The following is a 20,298-nucleotide window of genomic DNA, read 5'->3' as shown; positions in this document are numbered from 1 at the left end:
GCGCCACCGGCCTTCCGCGAAGACGTTCACGGGGCCACACCACACGCCGTGCCGGGAGGGGCGCAAACGGTTTCCGCGCCCCTCGTCGCCGGCTCCCTCGCGGGCTACGGCAGGCGCCAGTCCACGGGCTGGGCGCCCTGCTTGAGGAGCAGGTCATTGGCGCGGCTGAAGGGGCGGGAGCCGAAGAAGCCGCGGTCGGCGGACATCGGCGAGGGGTGCGCGGACTCGATGGCCGGGTAGTCGCCGAGGTGCGGGCGCAGATTGCGGGCGTCGCGGCCCCACAGGATGGACACGAGCGGCTTGCCGCGCGCGACGAGGGCGCGGATCGCCTGCTCGGTGACCTCCTCCCAGCCCTTGCCCCGGTGTGCGGCCGGGCTGCCGGGAGCGGTCGTGAGTGCCCTGTTGAGGAGCAGGACGCCCTGCCTGGTCCACGGCGTGAGGTCGCCGTTGGAGGGCTGCGGGACGCCCAGGTCGGCCTGGAGTTCGCGGTAGATGTTGACCAGCGAGCCCGGCAGGCGCCGCACGTCGGGGGCGACGGCGAAGCTCAGGCCGATCGCCATGCCGGGGGTCGGGTACGGGTCCTGACCGACGATCAGCACCTTGACGTCGTCCAGTGGCTGCTGGAACGCGCGGAGGATGTTCTTCCCCGCGGGGAGGTACGTGCGGCCCGCGGCGATCTCGGCGCGGAGGAAGTCCCCCATCGCGGCGATGCGCCCGGCGACCGGGGCGAGGGCATCGGCCCAGCCCGCTTCGACGACTTCGTTCAAGGGTTGTGCTGGCACGGCGTCACTCTATCGGCGCAGTGACGTACGTCCCAATCCGGGCTCCGCGTCCTGCTCCCCGGCGGGGGCGTCCCGCGCGCGGAGGGCTAGGCTGCCGCCCGCCCCGTCCCCAGCCGAGGAGATCCGCTCATGCCGCCGTACGACAGCACAGGCCGCGAGCCCGTCGTGGTGGGCGTCGACTCGGGTGGTTCCGGGGTCCGCTTCGCGGTGGCAGGGGGCCCGTACAGGGAGCCGAGGGTGCTCGTCTCGCGCGTACCCGTACGGACGGGGCCCGAGGGGATCTCGGCGGCGCACCTGCTCGAACAGCTCCTGCCCGCGGTGCGCGGCGCACTGCCCGAGGGGGCGCGGCCCGCCGCGCTCGTGGTGGGGGCCGCGGGGATGGCGACGCTCGGCGCCGACCTGCGGGGCGTGCTTCCCGGGGCGCTCGCCGATGCGCTCGGGCTGCCCGTGCTCGGGCTCGCCTCGGACGCGGCGACGGCCTACGCCGGGGCGCTCGGGCAGCGGGCGGGCGCGGTCGTCGCCGCCGGTACGGGGATGATCGCGCTCGGCACCGATCTGCGGGCCTGGCACCGCGCCGACGGCTGGGGGCACCTGCTCGGGGACGCGGGGAGCGGGGCGTGGATCGGGCGGGCCGGGCTCGACGCAGCCCTGCGCGCGCTCGACGGGCGGCCCGGGGGCTCGGCGGTGCTGCGGCGCCGGGCCGAGGCCGAGTTCGGGGCGCTGCCGGGGCTGCCGGCGCTGCTGTACCCGCGTACCGACCGAGCGGCGGTCCTCGCCTCCTTCGCGCCGCAGGTCGCGGCCGCGGCGGGCGAGGACGGCGATCCCGTGGCGACGGAGGTGCTGCGCGAGGCGGCGGGCCACATCGCGGCCTCCGCCGCGGCCGTCTGCCCTGCGGACGGCGTCGTCGCGCTCACCGGCGGCCTGTTCCGGACGGGTGCGCCCCTGCTCGGACCGCTCGACGCGGAACTGGCCCGCGTCCTGCCGGAAGCGGCGCGGGTGCCCGCGGCGGGCGATCCGCTGGACGGGGCCCTGCTGCTCGCGCGGGCCCTCGCGGGCGATGGCCTTCGACTGCCCGTGGACGACACGCACCTGACGGTGCGCCGGGCGAGCGCCTGAGCCCTCGCGGGCCGTACCCGAGGGGGCCGCGCGGCGCCAAGGACGAGGGAAGAAAGGGCAGGACACCGGCCCGTTCCCGTACCGACCGGAAAAATACGGACGGATACCGCGCACGCTCCCCCTGCCCGAACGACGAGCCGGTGGAAACCAGTACCATGCGGCGCCATGAGCACCCCCTCTGGGCCCGCATCCGGCCTGCCCGTACGCATGCCCCGTCCGCGCCAGTCGGGACGGCACCGCCGTCCCGAACCGGTGGTGGCGCCCGACAACGCCCCCGCCCTCGTCCTGGCCGTGCCAGGGACGCCGGGCAAGGAGGTCCGGCAGCTGGCGGACGAGGTCACCAGCATCGCCCGTTCCGAGCTGCCGGGACTCGACGCGCACGTCGGCTACCTCGACAGCGAGGAGACCGATCCGATCCAGGCCGAGTACCCGCAGTTGAGCGCCGTGCTCGCGCACGTCTCCGCGCAGCGCGCCGAGCGCCGCGCGCGGGCCGCCGAGGCGGGCGCCGACGTGCCCGCCGACGACGGCCCCGCCGCCGTCGTGGTGCCGCTGCTCGCGGGGCCCGACAGCGCTCTCCTGCGCCGCGTGCGGCAGGCGGTGAACGACAGCCGCGCGGTCGCCGAGCTGACCGCCGTGCTCGGCCCGCACCCGCTGCTCGCCGAGGCCCTGCACGTACGCCTCTCCGAGGCCGGTCTCGCGCGCGCCGACCGCGCGCGCCTGTTCACCGTGGCGACGGCGGCCGACGGCATCATCCTCGCCTCGGTGGGCGGGGACGAGGCCGTGCAGGCGGCCGGGATCACCGGCATGCTGCTGGCCGCGCGGCTCGCCGTGCCGGTCATGGCGGCGGCGCTGGACCAGGAGGGCGAGATCGCGGCGAAGGCCCGTGAGCTGCGCGAGGCCGGGGCGACCCAGCTGGCGCTGGCCCCGTACCTCGTCGGGCCCGAGCTGGACGAGGGCCTGCTGCGCGGCGCCGCCGAGGAGGCAGAGTGCCCTGCGGCCGAGCCGCTCGGCGCCTACCCGGCGATCGGCAAGCTCGTCGTCGACAAGTACACGGACGCGCTGGGCATCAACCAGGCCCGCCCCCAGGGCTTCCCGCAGCACTGACCCGCAAGGGCCCCCTGTCCGCCCGTCCGCCCCGTTGCCGCCCCGCGCGGCACGTGCTCATCCATCAGGGCCCGCTCCTGGCGTCGTACGCGCCGGAGCGGGCCCTGCGGTGTGTGCGGGTGGGCGGGGTGCGGTCGGCCGACGCCGGGCGGCCCCGTGCCCGGCGTGCTGCCTCAGGCGAAGACGACGCAGGAGGCGGCGGGCACCGCGACGGAGCCGGTCTCGCGGAGCAGCCCGGTGTCGGGGTCGACGGCGAAGCAGGTGACGTTGCCGCTGTGCTCGTTGGCCGTGTAGAGGAAGCGGCCGCTGGGGTGCACGGCGAGGTCGCGCGGCCAGGTGCCGCCGCACGGCACGGTGGTCACGAGACGTGCCTCGTCGCCCGCGAGCGCGAAGACCGAGACGACGTCCTCGCCGCGCACGCCGGCCCACAGCCAGCGTCCGTCGGGCGAGACCCGTACTCCGGAGCCGTAGGCGTCGCCCTGTGGCGCGAGCGGAAGGAGCGCGCTCTCCATGACCGCCTTGAGCGTGCCCTCCTCCGCGTCCCAGCGGCACACCGTGAGGGTGGGTGACAGTTCGTTGAGGAGGTACAGGTGTCCCCCGTCCGGGTGGAAGGCGAGGTGCCGGGGGCCCGAGCCCGGGCGCAGCGCGAACTCGCGGTGCACGACGGGAGCGCCGTCCACGAGCTTCAGGACGCGCACCGAGTCGGTGCCGAGGTCGACGGTGACCGCCCAGCGGCCCGACGGGTCGGGCAGCACCTGGTGGGCGTGCGGCTCCTGCTGGCGCTGCGGGTGCGGGCCCGAGCCCTTGTGCGTGAGGACCCCCGAGACGGGTCCGAGGCCGCCGTCGGCGCGGACGGGGAGCGCGGAGACGCTGCCGGAGTCGTAGTTCGCGGTCAGGAGGTGCCCGTCGTACAGCGACAGGTGCGTGGGGCCTTCACCGCGTACGGGGACGGGCGGGCCGAGCGGCACGGGCGCGTCCCCCGTGACGTCGAGCGCGACGGCGGCGCCCTCGCTCGTCTCGCTGACCGCGTAGAGCCGCTCCCCCCTCGCGTCGAGCGCGAGGAAGGAGGGATCGGGGACCGTCCCGGTGACGCTCCGCACGGTGAGCGCTCCGGTCTCCGCGTCCACCTCGGCACGCGTGATGCCCTGGCCGCCCCCGGCCGTGAATGATCCGATGTACGCCCGCGCGGCCCACGTACCGTCCACTGTTCCACCCCTCTTGACCCGGCGAACGCCCCCCTCCGGGACGCCCCGGGCGACGGTAGCAGCCGGGGGCGCGAGGGTCGGCGCTGGTGAGGGAAGGGATGCGGCGGGTACGTGGCGGGGCGCCGTCGTGCGGGACGCGGACCCGCCCGCTCGGGGCGACCGGCGGCCCCGGCCCGTACGGGAGGACCGCCGCGCGGGGCCCCGCACACAATCCCTCCCCAAACCGGCTCTCCGCCTGAGCCGCGGTCAAGGGCATACTGTTTCCCGTACAGCACAGGTGTACGACCACCCCTCAGCGGTCACACGACCAGCACGGAAGCCGCGCGGGCCTCCACGACGGAAAGGCGGCGATGGCCGTGACTCTTCTCGGCGTGATCCTCGTCGTCCTCGGGGCATGGCTGCTCGCCTCGCTGGTGCTCGGCCTCGTCCTCGCCCGGCACACCCACCGCGGTCTGCGCCGCAGGCTCGGCGCCGCTCGCGGGCTCGTGATGGTGAAGGTCCCCGACGCGGCCCCCGAGCGGACCGCCGGCCGCGCGCACCAGCCCCCGGCGACCACGGGGCGCGGCACCCGCTGACCTGCCTTCCCCCTGTCGTGCCGCCGCGTGGGGTCGCCTGATGACGAACCGCTTGATCGACCGGGCGCCCGGCGGGCTCACCTCGCGTGCGCGGCTCTTCGTCGCGACCCACGGCGTCCGGCTGGACGTCCGGCCGGTGGAGGGCAACCGGCAGTGGTGGCGCGAGCGTGGCGTACCCACCGAGGTGGTCGACCGCATGGCGGCGTACCAGGACAGGTGGGGCGGCGTGGTCCTGCCGCCCGCGCCGGAGTACGACGGCGGCCCGCGGTACTTCGATCCCGACGTCCCCGAAGCCGACGGGAGCGGCTGGTGGTTCGAGGCCGGGACGCAGCGCACGGCCGTCCCGTATTCCTTCCTGATCGCGCCGGACGGCGCCTTCGGCATCCAGGCGGAGCGCTGGGCGCCGCTTCACGCGAGCGTCGATGGCTGGGTCGAAGCGCTGGCGCTCGCCCAGCACGCGGCCGCGCACGCCAAGCGGATCACGCGGTTCACCGGTGACGAGGCCGAGGGGGTGGCGCTCGACGACTGCGAACCCGTGCGCGAGGTACAGGGGCTCGCCGACACCTGGTGGCGGGGACCCGACCGCCTCGTGGCCGTCCACAGGGGCGAGGCGGTCGCTCTCGACTTCCCGCGCGGGCGCGTCGCACGGGTCTACTCGGGGCTGGACGACTGGGGGCTGTACGGAGGCGTCCGTCCCGACGCGGGCTGAAACCCGCAAAGTCGCCCACTCCGTTCACTTCAGCAAATGGCCATGAAGCACCTCGCACACCCCACCGAGGCCGTCCGCACCCGGCGACACCGGCCCCTCACAGCCCGCACGCCCCGCACCCCCGCCCCCTTCCCTCGCACTCGCGAACGCCGCGCCCCTGAACGACCTCGCACACCCGATGTCCTGACCCCGCCTCACCCTCTCCCCCACCCAGGTCACCGTTCCCAACCGTCAGGTCCTGAACGTGGCCTCTTCGTGACCCCCCGGCTACCAAAGCGAGGCCATCGGCCGCAGCGGACGGCGTGAGCTGGGCTTTCCGGGCCGCACAGGGCCCCGTACGGCCCCCGCGGGACCCGAATCGGACCCCTGCGCGACATACGCCGGCAACAGAACCGACTTCATCTCTTGACAGGCCGCCAGCCCAGGCAGCACCCTTCCGGCATCAGCACGTGGGAACGCTCCCACGTCGGGCGTGGGAGCGCTCCTCCGGTGAGCCGCACGCATTCGCGCAGCTCGGCACGCCCGGCGGCCCGCTTCACCACCCGCTCCCACACGCCGCTTTCTCGACCCGGCACCGTTGCCGGAACCTAGGAGTAGTGGAATGCGCATTACCCGCACGGCCCCGGGCCGCGCCAGGAAGAGCGTGGTCCTCGCGACCACGACCCTGACGGCCTGTGCCCTCGTACTGACCGGTTGCAGCGACGACTCCGACTCCTCGGACAAGGCGTCCGACGGGGCGATCACCCTGACCGTCGCCGACTACGGCCAGTTCGGGTACAAGGAGGCGAAGCTCTTCGACGAGTACCACAAGCTCCACCCGAACATCACGGTCAAGGAAGACACCACGGCCAACGAGGCGGACTACTACCCGAAGCTGCTCCAGCAGCTCAACAGCAACAGTGGTCTCGGCGACGTGGTCGGCGTCGAGGTGGGGCGCATCAAGGAGGTCACGGACACCCAGGCGGACAAGTTCGTCGACCTCAGCAAGTCGATCAACGTCGACGACTGGGTCTCCTGGAAGGAGAAGCAGGCCACGGCGAAGGACGGCGCGGTGATCGGCGCCGGCACCGACATCGGCCCGATGTCGTTGTGCTACCGCAGGGACCTCTTCGAGCAGGCCGGGCTGCCCGCCGACCGCGAGACCGTGGCCAGGGCCGTCGCCGGTGGCTGGGAGGACTACATCAAGCTCGGCCAGGAGTACCAGCAGAAGGCGCCCAAGGGCACGTACTTCATGGACTCGGCGAGCGCCATGTTCAACGCCGTCGTCTCCTCGAACGCCGAGCAGTACTACGACAAGAGCGGCAAGGCGATCTACAAGGACAGCGCCAGCGTCAAGCAGGGCTGGAACCTGGCCGCCGAGGTCGCCGACAAGAAGCTGAGCCAGGGACTCGCGCAGTTCCAGGACCCGTGGACGGCCGCATTGCGCAAGGGCACGATCGCCACCGTGGCCTGCCCCGCGTGGATGGCCGCGCAGATCTCGACGAACTCCGGTGACGCCTTCAAGGGCAAGTGGGACATCGCCAAGGCGCCGGGCGACACGGCGGCCAACTGGGGCGGTTCCTTCCTGAGCGTCCCCAAGGGCGGCAAGCACGTCAAGGAGGCCACCGCGCTCCTGAAGTGGCTGACCGCGCCCGAGCAGCAGGCGAAGACCTTCAAGGCCGTCGGCATCTTCCCGTCGAACAAGAAGGCGTACGACATCGCCGACGTGAAGAGCGCGACGCTGCCGTACTTCAACAACGCGCCGATCGGTGAGATCTACGCCGCCGAGGCGCAGGCCATCCCCGAGGCCGTCCTCGGTGCGAAGGACGCCTCCATCAAGGACGAGATCTCGAAGCAGATCAACAACATGGAGCAGCGCGGCACCAAGCCGGCGGACGCCTGGAAGGCGGCCACCCAGACCATCGACAAGTCGATCGGCTGACGGCCCGCCCGGGGTGGCCCGCCGCGCGGCGGGCCACCCCGGGCGCCCCCTTTCCCCGTCCGTCCGTCCTTGAAGGAAAGGACAACCGTGGCCACCTCAACCCCCACCAGGCCGTCCGCCACTCCCCCGCCCCGAGCGGGGGACGAGGCACGCGCCGAGGCACGCCGCCGGCTGCGCAGCCGGTTGTGGCGCCTGGACGACAAGGCGTCCCCGTACGCCTACATCGCCCCGTTCTTCCTCGTCTTCGCCGCCTTCGGGCTCTACCCGCTGCTCTACACCGGCTGGATCGCGCTGCACCGCGTCGAGCTGACCGGGCTCGACCAGTCCACCTGGATCGGGCTCGACAACTTCCGGCGCGTGCTCGGGGACGGCGAGTTCTGGGACGCGGTCGCGAACACCTTCGTCATCGGCGTCATCTCGACCGTGCCGCAGCTCCTCGTGGCGCTCGGTCTCGCGCACCTGCTCAACTACCGGCTGCGCGCCTCGACGTTCTGGCGCACGGTGATCCTCACCCCGTACGCGACCTCGGTCGCCACGGCGGCGCTCGTCTTCGCGCTCGTCTTCCGCCCCGACGGCGGCCTGCTCAACTACCTGCTGCACTTCGTGGGCCTGGGCGACACCAACTGGGCCAACGGCCACTGGACATCGAAGATCGCCATCTCGGTCATCGTCATCTGGCGCTGGACGGGCTACAACGCGCTCATCTACCTCGCCGCGATGCAGGCCGTGCCCAACGACCTCTACGAGGCGGCATCGATCGACGGGGCCTCGCGCTGGCAGCAGTTCCGCAAGGTGACGATCCCCTCGCTGCGCCCGACGATCCTCTTCACCATCGTCATCTCGACGATCGGCTCGATGCAGCTCTTCGGGGAACCGCTGCTCCTGGAGGGCGGCACGCTCGGCTCCACAGGGGGCAGTGAGCACCAGTACGAGACGCTGAGCATCTACCTCTACAACTACGGCTGGAAGCTCGGCCACCTCGGCCCGGCGGCCGCCGTGGCCTGGTCGATGCTCGGCCTGCTGCTGCTGATCGCGCTGATCCAGTGGCTGATCGGCCGCTTCCTGCGCAAGAGCGCGGGCTGAGAGGGAGCGAATCCATGACCACGACCACACCCACTCCTTCCGTGCTCGCCCCTGGGAGCGCCGGCACCCCCGCGCCCCCAGGACCCGAGACCTCCGGCAAGAGCCGCTTCCGGATCGGCGCGGGCGAGCAGCTGCGCGGCGGCCCGTTCACGTACCTCGCCCTCGTGGTGGTCGGCCTGCTCTCCGTCTTCCCGCTGTACTGGACGCTGGTGGCCGCCTCGCACGATCAGCAGCGGGTGCTCGACAGCCCGCCGCCGTTCCTGCCGGGCGGCCGCCTGTGGCACAACCTCCAGGCGGCCTGGGAGCAGGCCAACCTCGGCAAGGCGCTCGTGAACACGCTCATCGTCGCGGGCTGCATCACCGTGGCGACGCTGTTCTTCTGCACGCTGGCCGGCTACGCCTTCGCCAAGCTGCGCTTCCGCGGCCGCGGAGTCCTCATGACCGCCGTGATCGCGACCCTCACCATCCCGCCGCAGCTCAGCGTCGTCCCGCTGTTCATGCTGATGTCGGACATCGGCTGGGGCGGGAAGCTGCCCTCGGTCATCTTCCCGACGCTCGTGAGCGCCTTCGGCGTCTTCTTCATGCGGCAGTACCTGATCGAGGCGCTGCCGTACGAGCTGATCGAGGCCGCCAAGGTCGACGGTGCGAACAATCTGCGGATTGTACGAAGTGTCGTCCTTCCCGCCGCGCGGCCCGCCATGATGGTGCTCGGCATGCTCACCTTCGTGCAGGCGTGGAACGACTTCTTCTGGCCCTTCCTCGCCCTCAACCAGGCCAATCCGACGGTCCAGGTGGCGCTGGGCCAGCTCAGCGCCTCGTACACACCCGACCAGTCGATCGTGATGGCGGGGGCGCTCATCAGCACCCTGCCGCTGATCGTGGTGTTCATCGTGTTCGGCAAGCAGATCGTGGGCGGCATCATGGCCGGCGCGGTCAAGGGCTGAGCCTCTTCCTCCTTTCCCCTCCACATCATGGGAGCGCTCTCATATGACCGCTGTACGATCCGAGTCCGGCTCTCGGCCGGGCGCGACGCCCGCTGTCTCGCCCGCCGTGTCCCCCACCGGCTTCCCCGCCGGTTTCCTGTGGGGCGCCGCCACCGCCTCCTACCAGGTGGAGGGGGCCGCGGCAGTGAACGGCAGGACCCCTTCGATCTGGGACACCTTCAGCCACACCCCCGGCAAGGTGCGCAACGGCGACACCGGTGACATCGCGGCCGACCACTACCACAGGTACCGCGAGGACGTCGCGCTCATGAAGGAGCTGGGGCTCGGCGCGTACCGGTTCTCGGTCTCCTGGTCGCGCGTGCAGCCCACCGGGCGCGGCCCGGCCGTAGAGCGGGGGCTCGACTTCTACCGGCGCCTCGTGGACTCGCTCCTGGAGGCCGGGATCGCGCCGGTGGCGACGCTCTACCACTGGGACCTCCCGCAGGAGCTGGAGGACGCGGGCGGGTGGCCGCTGCGCGACACCGCCGAGCGTTTCGCGGAGTACGCGGCACTCGTGGCGGGCGCGCTCGGCGACCGCGTGAAGATGTGGACGACGCTCAACGAGCCCTGGTGCTCGGCGTTCCTCGGCTACGGCTCCGGGGTGCACGCTCCCGGGCGTACGGAGGCGGCGGCGACGCTGCGCGCCGCGCACCACCTCAACCTCGCGCACGGCAAGGGCGTTCAGGTGCTGCGCGGGCTGCTGCCCGCGGACGCGCAGACCTCGATCACGCTCAATCTGCACCAGGTGCGCCCGCTCACCACGAGCCCCGAGGACGCGGACGCGGCGCGGCGGATCGACGAGGTGGGCAACCGGATCTTCACCGGGCCCTTGCTCGACGGCGGTTACCCGGAGGACCTGCGGCGGCGCACCGCGCCGCTCGTGGACTGGGACCAGCTCGTCAGGCCGGGCGACCTGGAGACGATCGCGACACCGTTCGACGTGCTCGGCGTCAACTACTACACGCCGACGATCGTGTCCGCCTCGGACGGCGCGGGCGACGCGCGCGACGACGGGCACGGGGCGAGCGACCACTCGCCGTGGACCGGTTCCGAGGACGTCGCCTTCCACCTCGCCCCCGGCGCGCGCACGGCGATGAACTGGGCGGTGGACGCCTCGGGCCTGCACACGCTGCTGACGCAGCTCCACGAGGAACACCCCGAGCTGCCGCTCATGGTGACCGAGAACGGCGCGGCGTTCGACGACTACGTCTCGCCCGAGGGACGGGTCGACGACCCGGAGCGCATCGCGTACCTGCACTCCCACCTGGAGGCGGTGCGGCAGGCGGTCGCGGACGGCGCGGACGTGCGCGGCTACTTCCTGTGGTCGCTGCTCGACAACTTCGAGTGGTCCTACGGGTACGCGAAGCGCTTCGGCGCGGTGTACGTGGACTACGCCTCGCAGCGGCGCATCCCGAAGGCGAGCGCCCGCTGGTACGCGGAGGTGATCCGGCGCGGCGGGCTGCCGGACTGAGGCCGAAGGGCCGCGAGGCCACCTGGCCGGGGGCCGGGACGGAGCGGGCGGGCGCCGTGGGGGTCGCCCGCCCGCTCCCCGGAGCAGGGGCGGGCGTCACGTGGGGGCGCCCGCCCCTCTTCCGTACGTGCGCCGGCTCTTGGTACGGGCCGGGCTCCTGCTTCTCGGCGGGGACGCGGCCGCGCTCAGCTCGCCGGGCACCCCCGTACGGTGTCCCGCGAGGCGTCGTCGATCAGGGCGCGCTGGGCGGCGCGGACCGTGGCGACGTCGGCTTTCATGACGGTGCGGTCGTAGGTCATGAGGCCGTTCAGTTCGCCTTCGACGTCGGCGATCTGGGTGTAGACGGCGCCGTTGCTGCCCTTGCAGGCGAGGGCGTGGACCTCGTCGATCTTCTTCAGGTACTCATCGGTGTACGCCTCCTTCTCGACGCCGATGTAGCTCTGCTGGACCGGCCAGGCATGGCCCGGTACGGCGAGTCCGAGGCCGCCGTACTCGCCGCTGACGAGGGCGCGGGTGCCGTCGGGTGCGGGGAGGTCGGGGCTCGGGTAGCCGTGCGCGTCGGCGATGTCGCCGTTGCCGCCGTCGACGGCGCCGCAGCAGTTGAGTCCGCTCATGTTGTTGACGAGGCGGCTCGGGTCCCACTTCTTCGCCTGGTCGGCGACGCGGGCCTGGTCGTACTGGCCCCAGCCCTCGTTGAAGGTGACCCACATGATGACCGAGGGGCTGCTCGCGTGCTGGTCGATCATCTGCTTCATCTCGTGCTCGTACTCGGCCTTCTCGCTCGCGTTGTCGGGCACGGCGGACATGGCCGGCATGTCCTGCCACACGAGGAGGCCGAGCGTGTCGGCCCAGTAGAACCAGCGGTCGGGCTCGACCTTGATGTGCTTGCGCACCGAGTTGAAGCCGAGGTTCTTGTGCTGGACGAGGTCGTACTTGAGGGCCTCGTCGGTGGGCGCGGTGTGCAGGCCGTCCGGCCAGAAGCCCTGGTCGAGGGTGGCCATCAGGAAGACGGGCTTGCCGTTGAGCACGGTGCGCGGAGTGCCGTCGACGTTCTGGACGGCGATGTCCCGCATACCGAAGTAGCTGCCGACGCGGTCGTTCCCCGTGGTGACCTCCAGGCGGTAGAGGTGGGGGTCGTCGGGTGACCACAGGTGCGGGTTCTTGACGGGGAGCCGGAGCGTGGTCCCGGTGCGGCCGTGGACGGTGGCGACCTTGCGCTTGCCGTCGTAGGCGGTCGCGGTCACGGGGAGTCCCGCGCGGGTGCCGTTGACGTCGACGGCGAGACGCTCGTTCTTCACGTCGGGCGTGAGCTTGAGCGAGTCGGTGTGCTCGGCCGCGACGGGCTCCATCCAGACGGTCTGCCAGATGCCGGAGCTGGGCGTGTACCAGATGCCGCTGGGGTCGAGGCGCTGCTTGCCGACGGGCGGGTTCTCACCGTTCTTCGCGTCGGTCGGGTCGTGGACGCCGACGACCAGTTCCTGGGTGCGGCCGGGCTTGAGCGCGTCCGTGACGTCCGCCGAGAAGCGGTCGTAGCCGCCCTTGTGGCTCGTCACCTTGTGCCCGTTGACCCAGATGTCGGCCTGCCAGTCGACGGCGTCGAAGTTGAGCTGGAGCCGCTGGTCGCGTCCGACCTTCCAGTTCGCCGGCACGGTGAAGGTGCGCCGGTACCACATGCGGTCCTCGTGGCGCTCGATGCCGGAGAGCCGCGACTCGATCGGGTAGGGGACGAGGACGCGCTCGGCGAGGTTCTTGCCGAGCGGCGGGGCCTCGCCCTCCTTTGCCGCGGCGAACTGCCAGGTGCCGTTGAGGTTCTGCCAGCGGTCGCGGGTGAGCTGGGGGCGCGGGTACTCGGGGTGCGCGTTCTTCGGGCCGACGTCCTTGGCCCAGCGGGTGCTGAGCTGGTACGTGGACTCGTTGGCGCCACCCGCCCAGAAGGCGCCGATCGCGGTGCCCCCGCCGTCGGCCTTCGTGCGCAGGCCGCCCTCGCCGTCGTAGCGCACGTCGACGGAGCCGCCCGCCCCGACGACGGGTTCCTTGAGCGACACGAGGAGTTTCGCCGGGTCGGCGGGGTCCTTGCGGACGGCGCCGAGGGGCCAGTCGGCGCCGCCGATGTTGGCGCTGAGGTGCTGGGCCACGGTGCTCGGCGGGGTGGCGAGGGAGTGGGGGAAGCCGAGTGCGAGGGTGCGGCCGGTGCTGGTGACGGTCGCCGATGTGGCGCCGTCGTAGGCCCAGTTCTCGGGGGTGAGGAAGGCGGACGGCGGGACGGGGGCCCGGGTGCCGCCGGGCGGGGTCCAGGAGAAGTGGAGGTTCGAGCCGCCCTCGTGCTCGAAGTACTCCAGCTTGATGTCGTACGCCTTGCCCGCTTCCAGTGTGACGGGCCGGGAGACCTGCTCCTTGTCCCAGTCGTCGACCCAGTGGTCGATGACGAGTGCGTCGCCGACCCAGAGCCGGAATCCGTTGTCGCCCTTGATCTGGAAGGTGTGCTCGCCGCTCCGCTCGGGGACGAGGCGGCCCGTCCAGCGGACGCTGACGTCGTCGGCCTGTCCTGTGGCCTGTTGCAGGCGGGACTCCAGGCTGTCGAAGTCGAGCGAGGGGTCGAAGGCGGTGGCCTTGAGCTGGGCGAAGTCGAAGGCGCCGGGGGCGGACTGGGTGTAATAGTCGCCCCGGAGGCCGTGCAGTGCCGCCGGGTCGGCGGTGCTGCTTTCCTGGGATGTGGAGGTGGGGTGGGGGGTGAGGGTGCCTGCCGCTGAGAGAGTGCTCCCGGCGCCCGCCGCGCTCGCGGTGGGTGTCGCCGACAGTCCGGCGACGCCCAGCAGCGCCGCTGCGCACAGGGCGAGGGACGAGAGTCTTCTGCGGTTGCGCACGTGCTCCTCCTTCTTGCCGTGAGGCATTGCCACGGGGGACCTCGTCCAAGGTCTCCCGATGTCATGTCGAGGAAGGGTGGCGGCTCGCCGCTCCAGTCTGTACAACGTTGCAAGGAGCGGCAGTTGGCATGAGAGCACGCCCTCTCGCCTACTGTCCAGGGTCATGACGGACGCGCCCGGTGCCGGACGCGGAGTGAAAGCGGAGGGGTTTTCGTGCGGGTGAGCCTCAAGGACGTCGCGCAACTGGCGGGCGTGTCGATCAAGACCGTCTCGAACGTGGTCAACCACTACGAGCACGTCACGCCGGCCATGCGGGAGCGGGTCCAGCGGGCCATCGACGAACTGGGGTACCGCCCCAATCTGACCGCCCGCAACCTGCGCAAGGGCCGGACGGGGATCATCGCGCTCGCGGTGCCCGAGCTGGGCAATCCCTATTTCGCCGAGCTGGCGGGGGAGGTGATCGACGCGGCCGCCGAGCACGAGCTGACGGTCCTGCTCGACCACACGCGGGGCGAGCGCGAACGCGAGGTGCTGGTCAGCCAGGGTTTCCGGGCGCGGGTCATCGACGGGCTGATCCTCTCGCCGCTGGAGCTGGAGCCCGAGGATCTCGCGGCCAGGGCGGACGACGTGCCGCTGGTGCTGCTCGGGGAGCGGGAGTACGCGCTGCCGTACCCGCACATCGCGATCGACAACGTGGCGGCGGCGCGTTGCGCCGTGCGGCACCTGATCCGCCTCGGCCGGACGCGGATCGCCTTTCTCGGGGCACGTACGGATTCCCCGAACAGGCCCGCCCAGCTGCGGCTTCAGGGCTGGCGCGAGGAGCTGAAGGCGGCCGGGCTCGAAGGCGGGGAGCGGCTCGCCGCGCCGACCGGGGGCTGGGACCGCGGTGACGGGGCCGAGGGCATGGCGCGGCTGCTCGACTCGGGGACGCGCCCTGACGCGGTGTTCGCTTACAACGATCTGGTAGCGGTGGGCGCGATGCGGGTGCTGCACGAGCGGGGCCTGCGGGTCCCGTGGGACGTGGCGGTCGTCGGCTTCGACGACGTGCCCGAGTCGCGGTACGGCGCCGTGACGCTCACGACGATCTCGCCGGACAAGAAGGCCATCGCGCGACTCGCCGTGTCCTCGCTGGTCAGCTCGCTGGAGCGGGCAGCGGCGCGGCGCGGGGGCACGGACGGGGACGCGCCGCCCGAGCAGCAGCCGTCCGTTCTCGCCCCCTTCCGCCTCCTGGAGCGCGAGAGCACACTCGGACGGCGCTGAGCGCAGCCCGCGGGGCGCCCCGTCCCGGCACCTTGGCCGGGAGGGGTTTACAGCCACCTTCCAACGATGTAAAAACCAGACGCACAAGCGGAGTCGGCCCCGCGAGGGGCCGACCGCAGTACGACCACGTTCCTTTCCCTTGTGCCCGTGTGCTCGCACGGGTCCGTGCCGCTACGGGAGAACACCATGAAGTCGTCCGCGTACCACCGCACCACCCTCAAGGCCCTCGTGGCCGTCTCCCTGACCGCGAGTCTCGCCCTCGCCACCGGCTGCGCGAAGTCGGAGGACGACGACAGCGGCTCGAAGGACAAGACCTCGGCAGGGACGGAGAGCAAGGACGCGGGGCAGGTCGTCGAGACCCCGGCGGCCGGCGGCGAGGGCTGCACGCTCGACGCCTACGGGGCGAAGAAGATCGACCTCGCCTCGGCGACGGTGGGCTTCTCGCAGTCCGAGAAGGAGGCCAACCCCTTCCGTATCGCCGAGACCGCCTCGCTCAAGGCCGAGGCGAAGAAGCGCGGCGTCAAGCTCCTCGCCGTCAACGCGCAGTCGCAGTTCTCGAAGCAGATCAGCGATGTGCAGGACCTCATCGCGAAGGGCGCCGACCTGCTCGTCATCGCCCCGCTCAACTCCGACGGCTGGGAGCCCGTGCTCAAGGCGGCGAGCGCCAAGAAGATCCCGATCGTCACGATCGACCGCAAGATCAACGCCGATCCGTGCAAGGACTACGTGAGCTTCATCGGCTCCGACTTCGTCGAGCAGGGCAAGCGCGCGGCGGACAAGATGATCGAGGCGACGGGCGGCAAGGGCGAGGTCGCGATCCTGCTCGGCGCGGCGGGGAACAACGTCACGACCGAGCGCACCAAGGGCTTCAAGGACCGCATCGCCGAGAAGGCCCCCGACCTCAAGGTGGTCTTCGAGCAGACCGGTGACTTCGCCCGCGAGAAGGGCCAGTCGGTCACCGAGCAGCTCATCCAGTCCAAGCCCGGGATCAAGGGCATCTACGCCGAGAACGACGAGATGGGGCTCGGTGCCGTCAACGCCCTGAAGGGCGCGGGCAAGAAGGCGGGGGCCGTCAAGATCGTGACGGTCGACGGGACGCGCAACGCGGTCCGGCAGATCGTGGACGGCTGGATCTCCGGGGTCATCGAGTCCAACCCGCGCTTCGGGCCGCTCGCCTTCCAGACCCTCGACACCTTCACGAAGGGCGAGGAGGTCCAGCAGGACATCGTCATCAAGGACAGCGCCTACGACAAGACCAACGCCGAGGCCGACCTGGGCAAGGCCTTCTGATGCTCTCCGTCACGGGACTGACCAAGGTCTTTCCCGGGACGCGTGCCCTCGACGGCGTGGACTTCACCGCCCGCGCCGGGGAGGTGCACGCGCTCATCGGGGAGAACGGCGCGGGCAAGTCCACGCTCATCAAGGTGCTCACGGGGGTCTACCGGGCCGACGGCGGCAGCATCGTCCACCAGGGCGAGGAGGTGCGGTTCGCGACACCGCTCCAGGCGCAGGAGGCCGGGATCTCCACGATCTACCAGGAGGTCAACCTCGTCCCGCTCATGAGCGTGGCGCGCAATCTTTTCCTGGGCCGCGAGCCGCGCCGGGCGCTCGGACTCGTGGACTTCGGCCGCATGCACCGCGAGGCCGCGCAGGCGCTCGCGGGTCTCGGGGTGCGGGTGGACGTGCGCCGCCCGCTCGGTGAACTGAGCGTCGGCACCCAGCAGATGGTGGCGCTCGCCCGCGCGGTCTCGGTCAACGCGAAGGTCGTCATCATGGACGAGCCGACGTCGTCGCTCGAACCGCGCGAGGTGGAGACGCTCTTCGGCGTCATCCGGATGCTGCGCGAGCGGGGCATCGCCGTGGTGTACGTGAGTCACCGGCTCGACGAGCTGTACGAGGTGTGCGACCGGGTGACGGTGCTGCGCGACGGCAAGGTGGTGCACACCGGGCCGCTCGCCGAGCTGGAGCGCCTGCGCCTCGTGTCGCTCATGCTGGGCAGGCAGCTGGGCGAGGTGCGTGCCGAGGGGGTCACGAAGTTCACGGGCCATCACGGGCGGGACGCGCGGCCGGTGCTCGCCGTCGACGGCCTGTCGGTGCGCCACCAGCTGGAGAAGGTGTCGTTCGGCGTCCGTCCGGGGGAGGTCGTCGGGCTCGGCGGGCTGCTCGGCTCGGGCCGCAGCGAGACCGTACGGGCGGTGGCGGGCGCGCTGCCCCCGGACGCGGGCGCGGTCACGGTGGACGGGACGGCGGTACGTACCGGGTCGACGCCCGCCGCGATCCGCGCGGGGATCAGCCTGCTGCCCGAGGACCGCAAGGCCGAGGGCATCGTGCCGGGCCTCTCGGTGCGCGAGAACATCGCGCTCGCCGCGCTGCCCGGGCTCTCGCGCTTCGGTCTCGTCGACGAGAAGCGCGTCGACAGGATCGTGGACACCTTCGTGAAGCGGCTGCGCATCAAGACCTCCGGCGTCGGCCAGAAGGTCGGCGAGCTGTCCGGGGGCAATCAGCAGAAAGTGCTGCTCGCGCGGTGGCTCGCGATGCACCCGAAGGTGCTGCTCCTCGACGAGCCGACGCGGGGCATCGACGTCGGCGCGAAGGCGGAGGTGCAGCGGCTCGTCGACGAACTGGCCGAGGAGGGGCTCGCCGTCGTGCTCATCTCCTCCGATCCCGAGGAACTCGTGGAGGGCTCGGACCGCGTGGTGGTGCTCAAGGACGGCGCGGTGGTCGCCGAGCTGTCGGGAGAAGCGGTGAGCGAGGACCGCCTCATGGCCGCGATCGCAGGCGAGGCGGGAAAGGGGGAGGGGGATGACTGAGCTGACGCTGCGCGCCACGCTCGCCGACCGGCAGCGGCTGCGGCAACTGCTCCAGGAGTACGGGGTCTACGCGGGCGTCGTCGTCCTCCTCCTCGTCAACATCGCCTTTACGCCGCACTTCCTGTCCACCGAGAACTTCCGCACCCAGGCCGTGCAGGTCGCCCCGATCGTCATCGTGGCGCTCGGCATGGCGCTCGCGATCGGCACCGAGGGCGTGGACCTGTCGGTGGGCGCCGTGATGGCGCTCTCGACGTCGTTGCTCTCGCTCTACCTCGGGTACGGGCTCGTGCCCGCGCTGCTCGTGGCGGCGCTCGGCGGGGTGCTCGCCGGGCTCGCGAGCGGGGCGCTCGTCGCCTTCGTGGGGGTGCAGCCGATCGTGGCGACTCTCGCGTTGATGGTGGGCGGGCGCGGTCTCGCGCTCGTGCTGCTGCCGCAGCTCAAGGACGTGCGCAACTCCGGGATGAACACGCTCGGCACGGGCTCGGTGCTGGGTGTCCCGTACCTCGTGATCATCGCGGCGGTGCTCGCGGTGGTGGTGGCCTTCGTGGTGCGGCGCAGCACGTTCGGGCGGCAGTTGCTCGCGATCGGCGACAGCCGGGCCGCCGCGAAGCTCGCGGGGCTCCCCGTGCGGCGCGTGCTCGTCGTCGTGTACGTGGTGTCGGGGCTGCTCGCGGCGGTGGCGGGCATCCTCGCGACCGCGCGGCTCCAGGCGAGCGACCCGACCTCGCTCGGCACGCTCATGGAACTCTCCGCGATCACCGCCGTCGTGGTGGGCGGCACCCCGTTGTCGGGGGGCCGGGTGCGGATCGGCGGCACGGTCGCGGGGGCGGTGCTCATCCAGTTGCTGACGGCCACGCTCATCAAGCACGACCTGCCGCCCTCGTGGACGCAGATCGCGCAGGCGGTCGTCATCGTGCTCGCGGTCTACGCGGCGCGGGAGAGGGGGAAGCGGTGAACGGCACGGTCGCCGAGGTCCCGGCCGAGGAGAAGCAGGTGCCGCCCGAGGAGCGGGGGCCCGGGCGCGGGGAGCGGCTGAGCGCGCTCGCGCAGCAGCACGGGGCGCTGCTCACGCTCGTCGTGGCGGTCGTCGTCGCGAGCCTGTGCTTCGACACCTTCCTGACCGGGGACAACCTGGAGAGCATGGCGCTGTCCTCCTCGTTCCTCGCCGTGGTGGCGCTCGGCATGACCTTCGTCATCGTCACGGGCGGCATCGACCTCTCGGTCGGTTCGCTCTTCGCGCTCGGCGGGGTGCTCGCCGCGTGGGGCTCGCGGTACGGGACGGCGGTGGCGCTGCTCCTGCCGCTCGCGGTGTGCGGCCTCATCGGCCTGGTGAACGGGCTGCTCATCGCGCGGGCGCGGCTCGCCCCGTTCATCGTGACGCTGGCCTCGATGCTCGGCGCGCGGGGGCTGCTGCTCGCGGTGACGGACGAGGGCGCGAACACGTATCTCGTGGACAAGTCGACGTGGTTCACGCACCTCGGGCAGAGCAAGCTGCTCGGTATCGGGGTCCCGGTGTGGATCACGGTGGCGCTGTTCCTGCTCGGCGGGGTCGTGCTGCGCCGCAGCCGCTTCGGGCAGTACGTGTACGCGGTGGGCGGCAACGAGGACGCCGCCGCGCTCATGGGCGTCCCCGTGGCCCGGACGAAGACGTACGTCTACACGCTCTGCGGGTTGTGCGCGGGCCTCGCGGGCGCGCTCAACGCGGCGTGGCTGGTGTCCGGAGTGACGATCCTCGGCAACGGCATGGAGCTGGACGCGATCTCGGCGGTGGTGATCGGCGGGACGCTCCTGAGCGGTGGTTCCGGCTTCCTGAGCGGCTCGCTCGTCGGCGTGCTGCTCCTGAAGGTCATCCAGAACATCATCAACCAGATCGGCTCGCTCGACTCGGCCTACCAGCAGGTGGTCTCCGGGGCCTTCCTGGCGGTGGTGGTGATCGCGCAGACGTGGCTGGCGCGCAGGAGGCGGCGGCTGGGGTGAGGCCGACGGGGGGCAGGGGGCGGGCAGCGGGCTCAGGCGCAGGTAGGCGGTGCCGCCGGGGCCGGGCCCGCGCCGCCCGTCCGGGCACCACCCGTAGCGGGCGTGGAAACCGGGTGCGCGCTCGTTGCCTTCCCACGCCTCCAGCACTCCGCCCGCTCGTCCCGCGTCCGCGAGAGGTCCACGGATGCCGCGCTCAGCGGGCCGAGGAGTTCGCCGCCTCGCTCGGCGCACAGGAGGCGGCGGTCGGGCGCACGCACCGCCCGCGCCCAGGCGGCGCGCCGCTCCTGGTACGCCTCGGCGGGCTCGGGCGTGGTGACGGGCAGTCCGCCCGCGCGCCGGCAGGCGGTCCTCGCCCGGGTGTGCGGGGCGAGGAGCGCGCCGGTGGCGGCGGGGAGGGCGGGCCGCAGGGCCGACGGGACGGCTTCGCTCATACGGGCG

At 72.1% G+C, this 20,298-nt stretch carries 17 protein-coding genes; 13 read left to right on the top strand and 4 right to left on the bottom strand.

From position 1 onward, the window contains the following. Positions 1–104: 104 nt before the first annotated feature. Positions 105–767, bottom strand: a complete 663-nt coding sequence (locus tag ACQYWQ_RS29590; protein ID WP_431039399.1) for a uracil-DNA glycosylase — start codon at positions 765–767, stop codon at positions 105–107. A gap of 144 nt (positions 768–911) precedes the next feature. On the opposite strand from ACQYWQ_RS29590, the gene ACQYWQ_RS29585 reads away from it, so the two are divergent. Next, positions 912–1,898: an N-acetylglucosamine kinase gene (locus ACQYWQ_RS29585; RefSeq protein ID WP_431038875.1), complete on the top strand. Its 987-nt coding sequence runs from the start codon at positions 912–914 to the stop codon at positions 1,896–1,898. Positions 1,899–2,063: 165 nt separating this feature from the next. After that, complete coding sequence (locus tag ACQYWQ_RS29580) at positions 2,064–3,002, top strand: sirohydrochlorin chelatase (RefSeq protein WP_431038874.1); 939 nt, start codon at positions 2,064–2,066, stop codon at positions 3,000–3,002. A gap of 173 nt (positions 3,003–3,175) precedes the next feature. Here the strand turns inward: ACQYWQ_RS29580 and ACQYWQ_RS29575 are convergent, their stop codons facing one another. Beyond that, positions 3,176–4,207: a lactonase family protein gene (locus ACQYWQ_RS29575; RefSeq protein WP_431038873.1), complete on the bottom strand. Its 1,032-nt coding sequence runs from the start codon at positions 4,205–4,207 to the stop codon at positions 3,176–3,178. A gap of 350 nt (positions 4,208–4,557) precedes the next feature. On the opposite strand from ACQYWQ_RS29575, the gene ACQYWQ_RS29570 reads away from it, so the two are divergent. From ACQYWQ_RS29570 to ACQYWQ_RS29545, 6 genes are all read left to right on the top strand, one after another. After that, positions 4,558–4,782: a hypothetical protein gene (locus ACQYWQ_RS29570; protein WP_431038872.1), complete on the top strand. Its 225-nt coding sequence runs from the start codon at positions 4,558–4,560 to the stop codon at positions 4,780–4,782. 40 nt (positions 4,783–4,822) lie between these two features. Continuing rightward, positions 4,823–5,491, top strand: a complete 669-nt coding sequence (locus tag ACQYWQ_RS29565) for a hypothetical protein (protein ID WP_431038871.1) — start codon at positions 4,823–4,825, stop codon at positions 5,489–5,491. A 601-nt stretch (positions 5,492–6,092) separates the two neighbouring features. After that, positions 6,093–7,412, top strand: coding sequence for an extracellular solute-binding protein (locus tag ACQYWQ_RS29560; protein ID WP_431038870.1), 1,320 nt, complete (start codon positions 6,093–6,095; stop codon positions 7,410–7,412). 87 nt (positions 7,413–7,499) lie between these two features. Further along, positions 7,500–8,495 carry a carbohydrate ABC transporter permease gene (locus ACQYWQ_RS29555; protein WP_431038869.1) on the top strand — a complete coding sequence of 332 codons (996 nt, stop codon included), beginning with the start codon at positions 7,500–7,502 and terminating at the stop codon, positions 8,493–8,495. Between the two features lie 14 nt (positions 8,496–8,509). Beyond that, the gene (locus tag ACQYWQ_RS29550; RefSeq protein ID WP_431038868.1) at positions 8,510–9,439 is read left to right on the top strand and encodes a carbohydrate ABC transporter permease; all 930 of its coding nucleotides are present in this window, start codon (positions 8,510–8,512) and stop codon (positions 9,437–9,439) included. Between the two features lie 43 nt (positions 9,440–9,482). After that, complete coding sequence (locus ACQYWQ_RS29545; protein ID WP_431038867.1) at positions 9,483–10,949, top strand: GH1 family beta-glucosidase; 1,467 nt, start codon at positions 9,483–9,485, stop codon at positions 10,947–10,949. A 185-nt stretch (positions 10,950–11,134) separates the two neighbouring features. Here ACQYWQ_RS29545 and ACQYWQ_RS29540 read toward each other — a convergent pair whose 3' ends face one another. Beyond that, positions 11,135–13,840: a PA14 domain-containing protein gene (locus ACQYWQ_RS29540; protein WP_431038866.1), complete on the bottom strand. Its 2,706-nt coding sequence runs from the start codon at positions 13,838–13,840 to the stop codon at positions 11,135–11,137. 192 nt (positions 13,841–14,032) lie between these two features. Here ACQYWQ_RS29540 and ACQYWQ_RS29535 point away from each other — a divergent pair, with 192 nt between their 5' ends. From ACQYWQ_RS29535 to ACQYWQ_RS29515, 5 genes are all read left to right on the top strand, one after another. Next, complete coding sequence (locus ACQYWQ_RS29535; RefSeq protein WP_431038865.1) at positions 14,033–15,073, top strand: LacI family DNA-binding transcriptional regulator; 1,041 nt, start codon at positions 14,033–14,035, stop codon at positions 15,071–15,073. 186 nt (positions 15,074–15,259) lie between these two features. Beyond that, positions 15,260–16,363 carry an ABC transporter substrate-binding protein gene (locus ACQYWQ_RS29530; RefSeq protein WP_431038864.1) on the top strand — a complete coding sequence of 368 codons (1,104 nt, stop codon included), beginning with the start codon at positions 15,260–15,262 and terminating at the stop codon, positions 16,361–16,363. After that, the gene (locus tag ACQYWQ_RS29525; RefSeq protein ID WP_431038863.1) at positions 16,363–17,883 is read left to right on the top strand and encodes a sugar ABC transporter ATP-binding protein; all 1,521 of its coding nucleotides are present in this window, start codon (positions 16,363–16,365) and stop codon (positions 17,881–17,883) included. The genes ACQYWQ_RS29530 and ACQYWQ_RS29525 overlap by 1 nt, the downstream gene beginning before the upstream one ends. Next, complete coding sequence (locus tag ACQYWQ_RS29520) at positions 17,876–18,838, top strand: ABC transporter permease (protein ID WP_431038862.1); 963 nt, start codon at positions 17,876–17,878, stop codon at positions 18,836–18,838. Before ACQYWQ_RS29525 ends, ACQYWQ_RS29520 begins: the two co-directional genes overlap by 8 nt. Then, entirely contained in the window at positions 18,835–19,860 is a 1,026-nt protein-coding gene (locus ACQYWQ_RS29515; protein ID WP_431038861.1) for an ABC transporter permease, read from the top strand. The genes ACQYWQ_RS29520 and ACQYWQ_RS29515 overlap by 4 nt, the downstream gene beginning before the upstream one ends. A gap of 32 nt (positions 19,861–19,892) precedes the next feature. Here ACQYWQ_RS29515 and ACQYWQ_RS29510 read toward each other — a convergent pair whose 3' ends face one another. Continuing rightward, the gene (locus ACQYWQ_RS29510) at positions 19,893–20,291 is read right to left on the bottom strand and encodes a hypothetical protein (RefSeq protein ID WP_431038860.1); all 399 of its coding nucleotides are present in this window, start codon (positions 20,289–20,291) and stop codon (positions 19,893–19,895) included. Positions 20,292–20,298 lie beyond the last annotated feature (7 nt).

The organism is Streptomyces sp. P6-2-1 (assembly GCF_050613165.1).
Classification (GTDB): Bacteria; Actinomycetota; Actinomycetes; order Streptomycetales; family Streptomycetaceae; genus Streptomyces.
This window is presented reverse-complemented; position numbering and strand designations above follow the sequence as displayed.

Bases quoted from the DNA above. Each gene is read 5' to 3' on its own strand.
- ACQYWQ_RS29585 (WP_431038875.1), top strand. From the start codon at position 912: ATGCCGCCGTACGACAGCACAGGCCGCGAGCCCGTCGTGGTGGGCGTC.
- ACQYWQ_RS29580 (WP_431038874.1), top strand. From the start codon at position 2,064: ATGAGCACCCCCTCTGGGCCCGCATCCGGCCTGCCCGTACGCATGCCC.
- ACQYWQ_RS29570 (WP_431038872.1), top strand. From the start codon at position 4,558: ATGGCCGTGACTCTTCTCGGCGTGATCCTCGTCGTCCTCGGGGCATGG.
- ACQYWQ_RS29565 (WP_431038871.1), top strand. From the start codon at position 4,823: ATGACGAACCGCTTGATCGACCGGGCGCCCGGCGGGCTCACCTCGCGT.
- ACQYWQ_RS29560 (WP_431038870.1), top strand. From the start codon at position 6,093: ATGCGCATTACCCGCACGGCCCCGGGCCGCGCCAGGAAGAGCGTGGTC.
- ACQYWQ_RS29550 (WP_431038868.1), top strand. From the start codon at position 8,510: ATGACCACGACCACACCCACTCCTTCCGTGCTCGCCCCTGGGAGCGCC.
- ACQYWQ_RS29545 (WP_431038867.1), top strand. From the start codon at position 9,483: ATGACCGCTGTACGATCCGAGTCCGGCTCTCGGCCGGGCGCGACGCCC.
- ACQYWQ_RS29540 (WP_431038866.1), bottom strand. From the start codon at position 13,840: ATGCCTCACGGCAAGAAGGAGGAGCACGTGCGCAACCGCAGAAGACTC.
- ACQYWQ_RS29530 (WP_431038864.1), top strand. From the start codon at position 15,260: ATGAAGTCGTCCGCGTACCACCGCACCACCCTCAAGGCCCTCGTGGCC.
- ACQYWQ_RS29525 (WP_431038863.1), top strand. From the start codon at position 16,363: ATGCTCTCCGTCACGGGACTGACCAAGGTCTTTCCCGGGACGCGTGCC.
- ACQYWQ_RS29520 (WP_431038862.1), top strand. From the start codon at position 17,876: ATGACTGAGCTGACGCTGCGCGCCACGCTCGCCGACCGGCAGCGGCTG.
- ACQYWQ_RS29510 (WP_431038860.1), bottom strand. From the start codon at position 20,291: ATGAGCGAAGCCGTCCCGTCGGCCCTGCGGCCCGCCCTCCCCGCCGCC.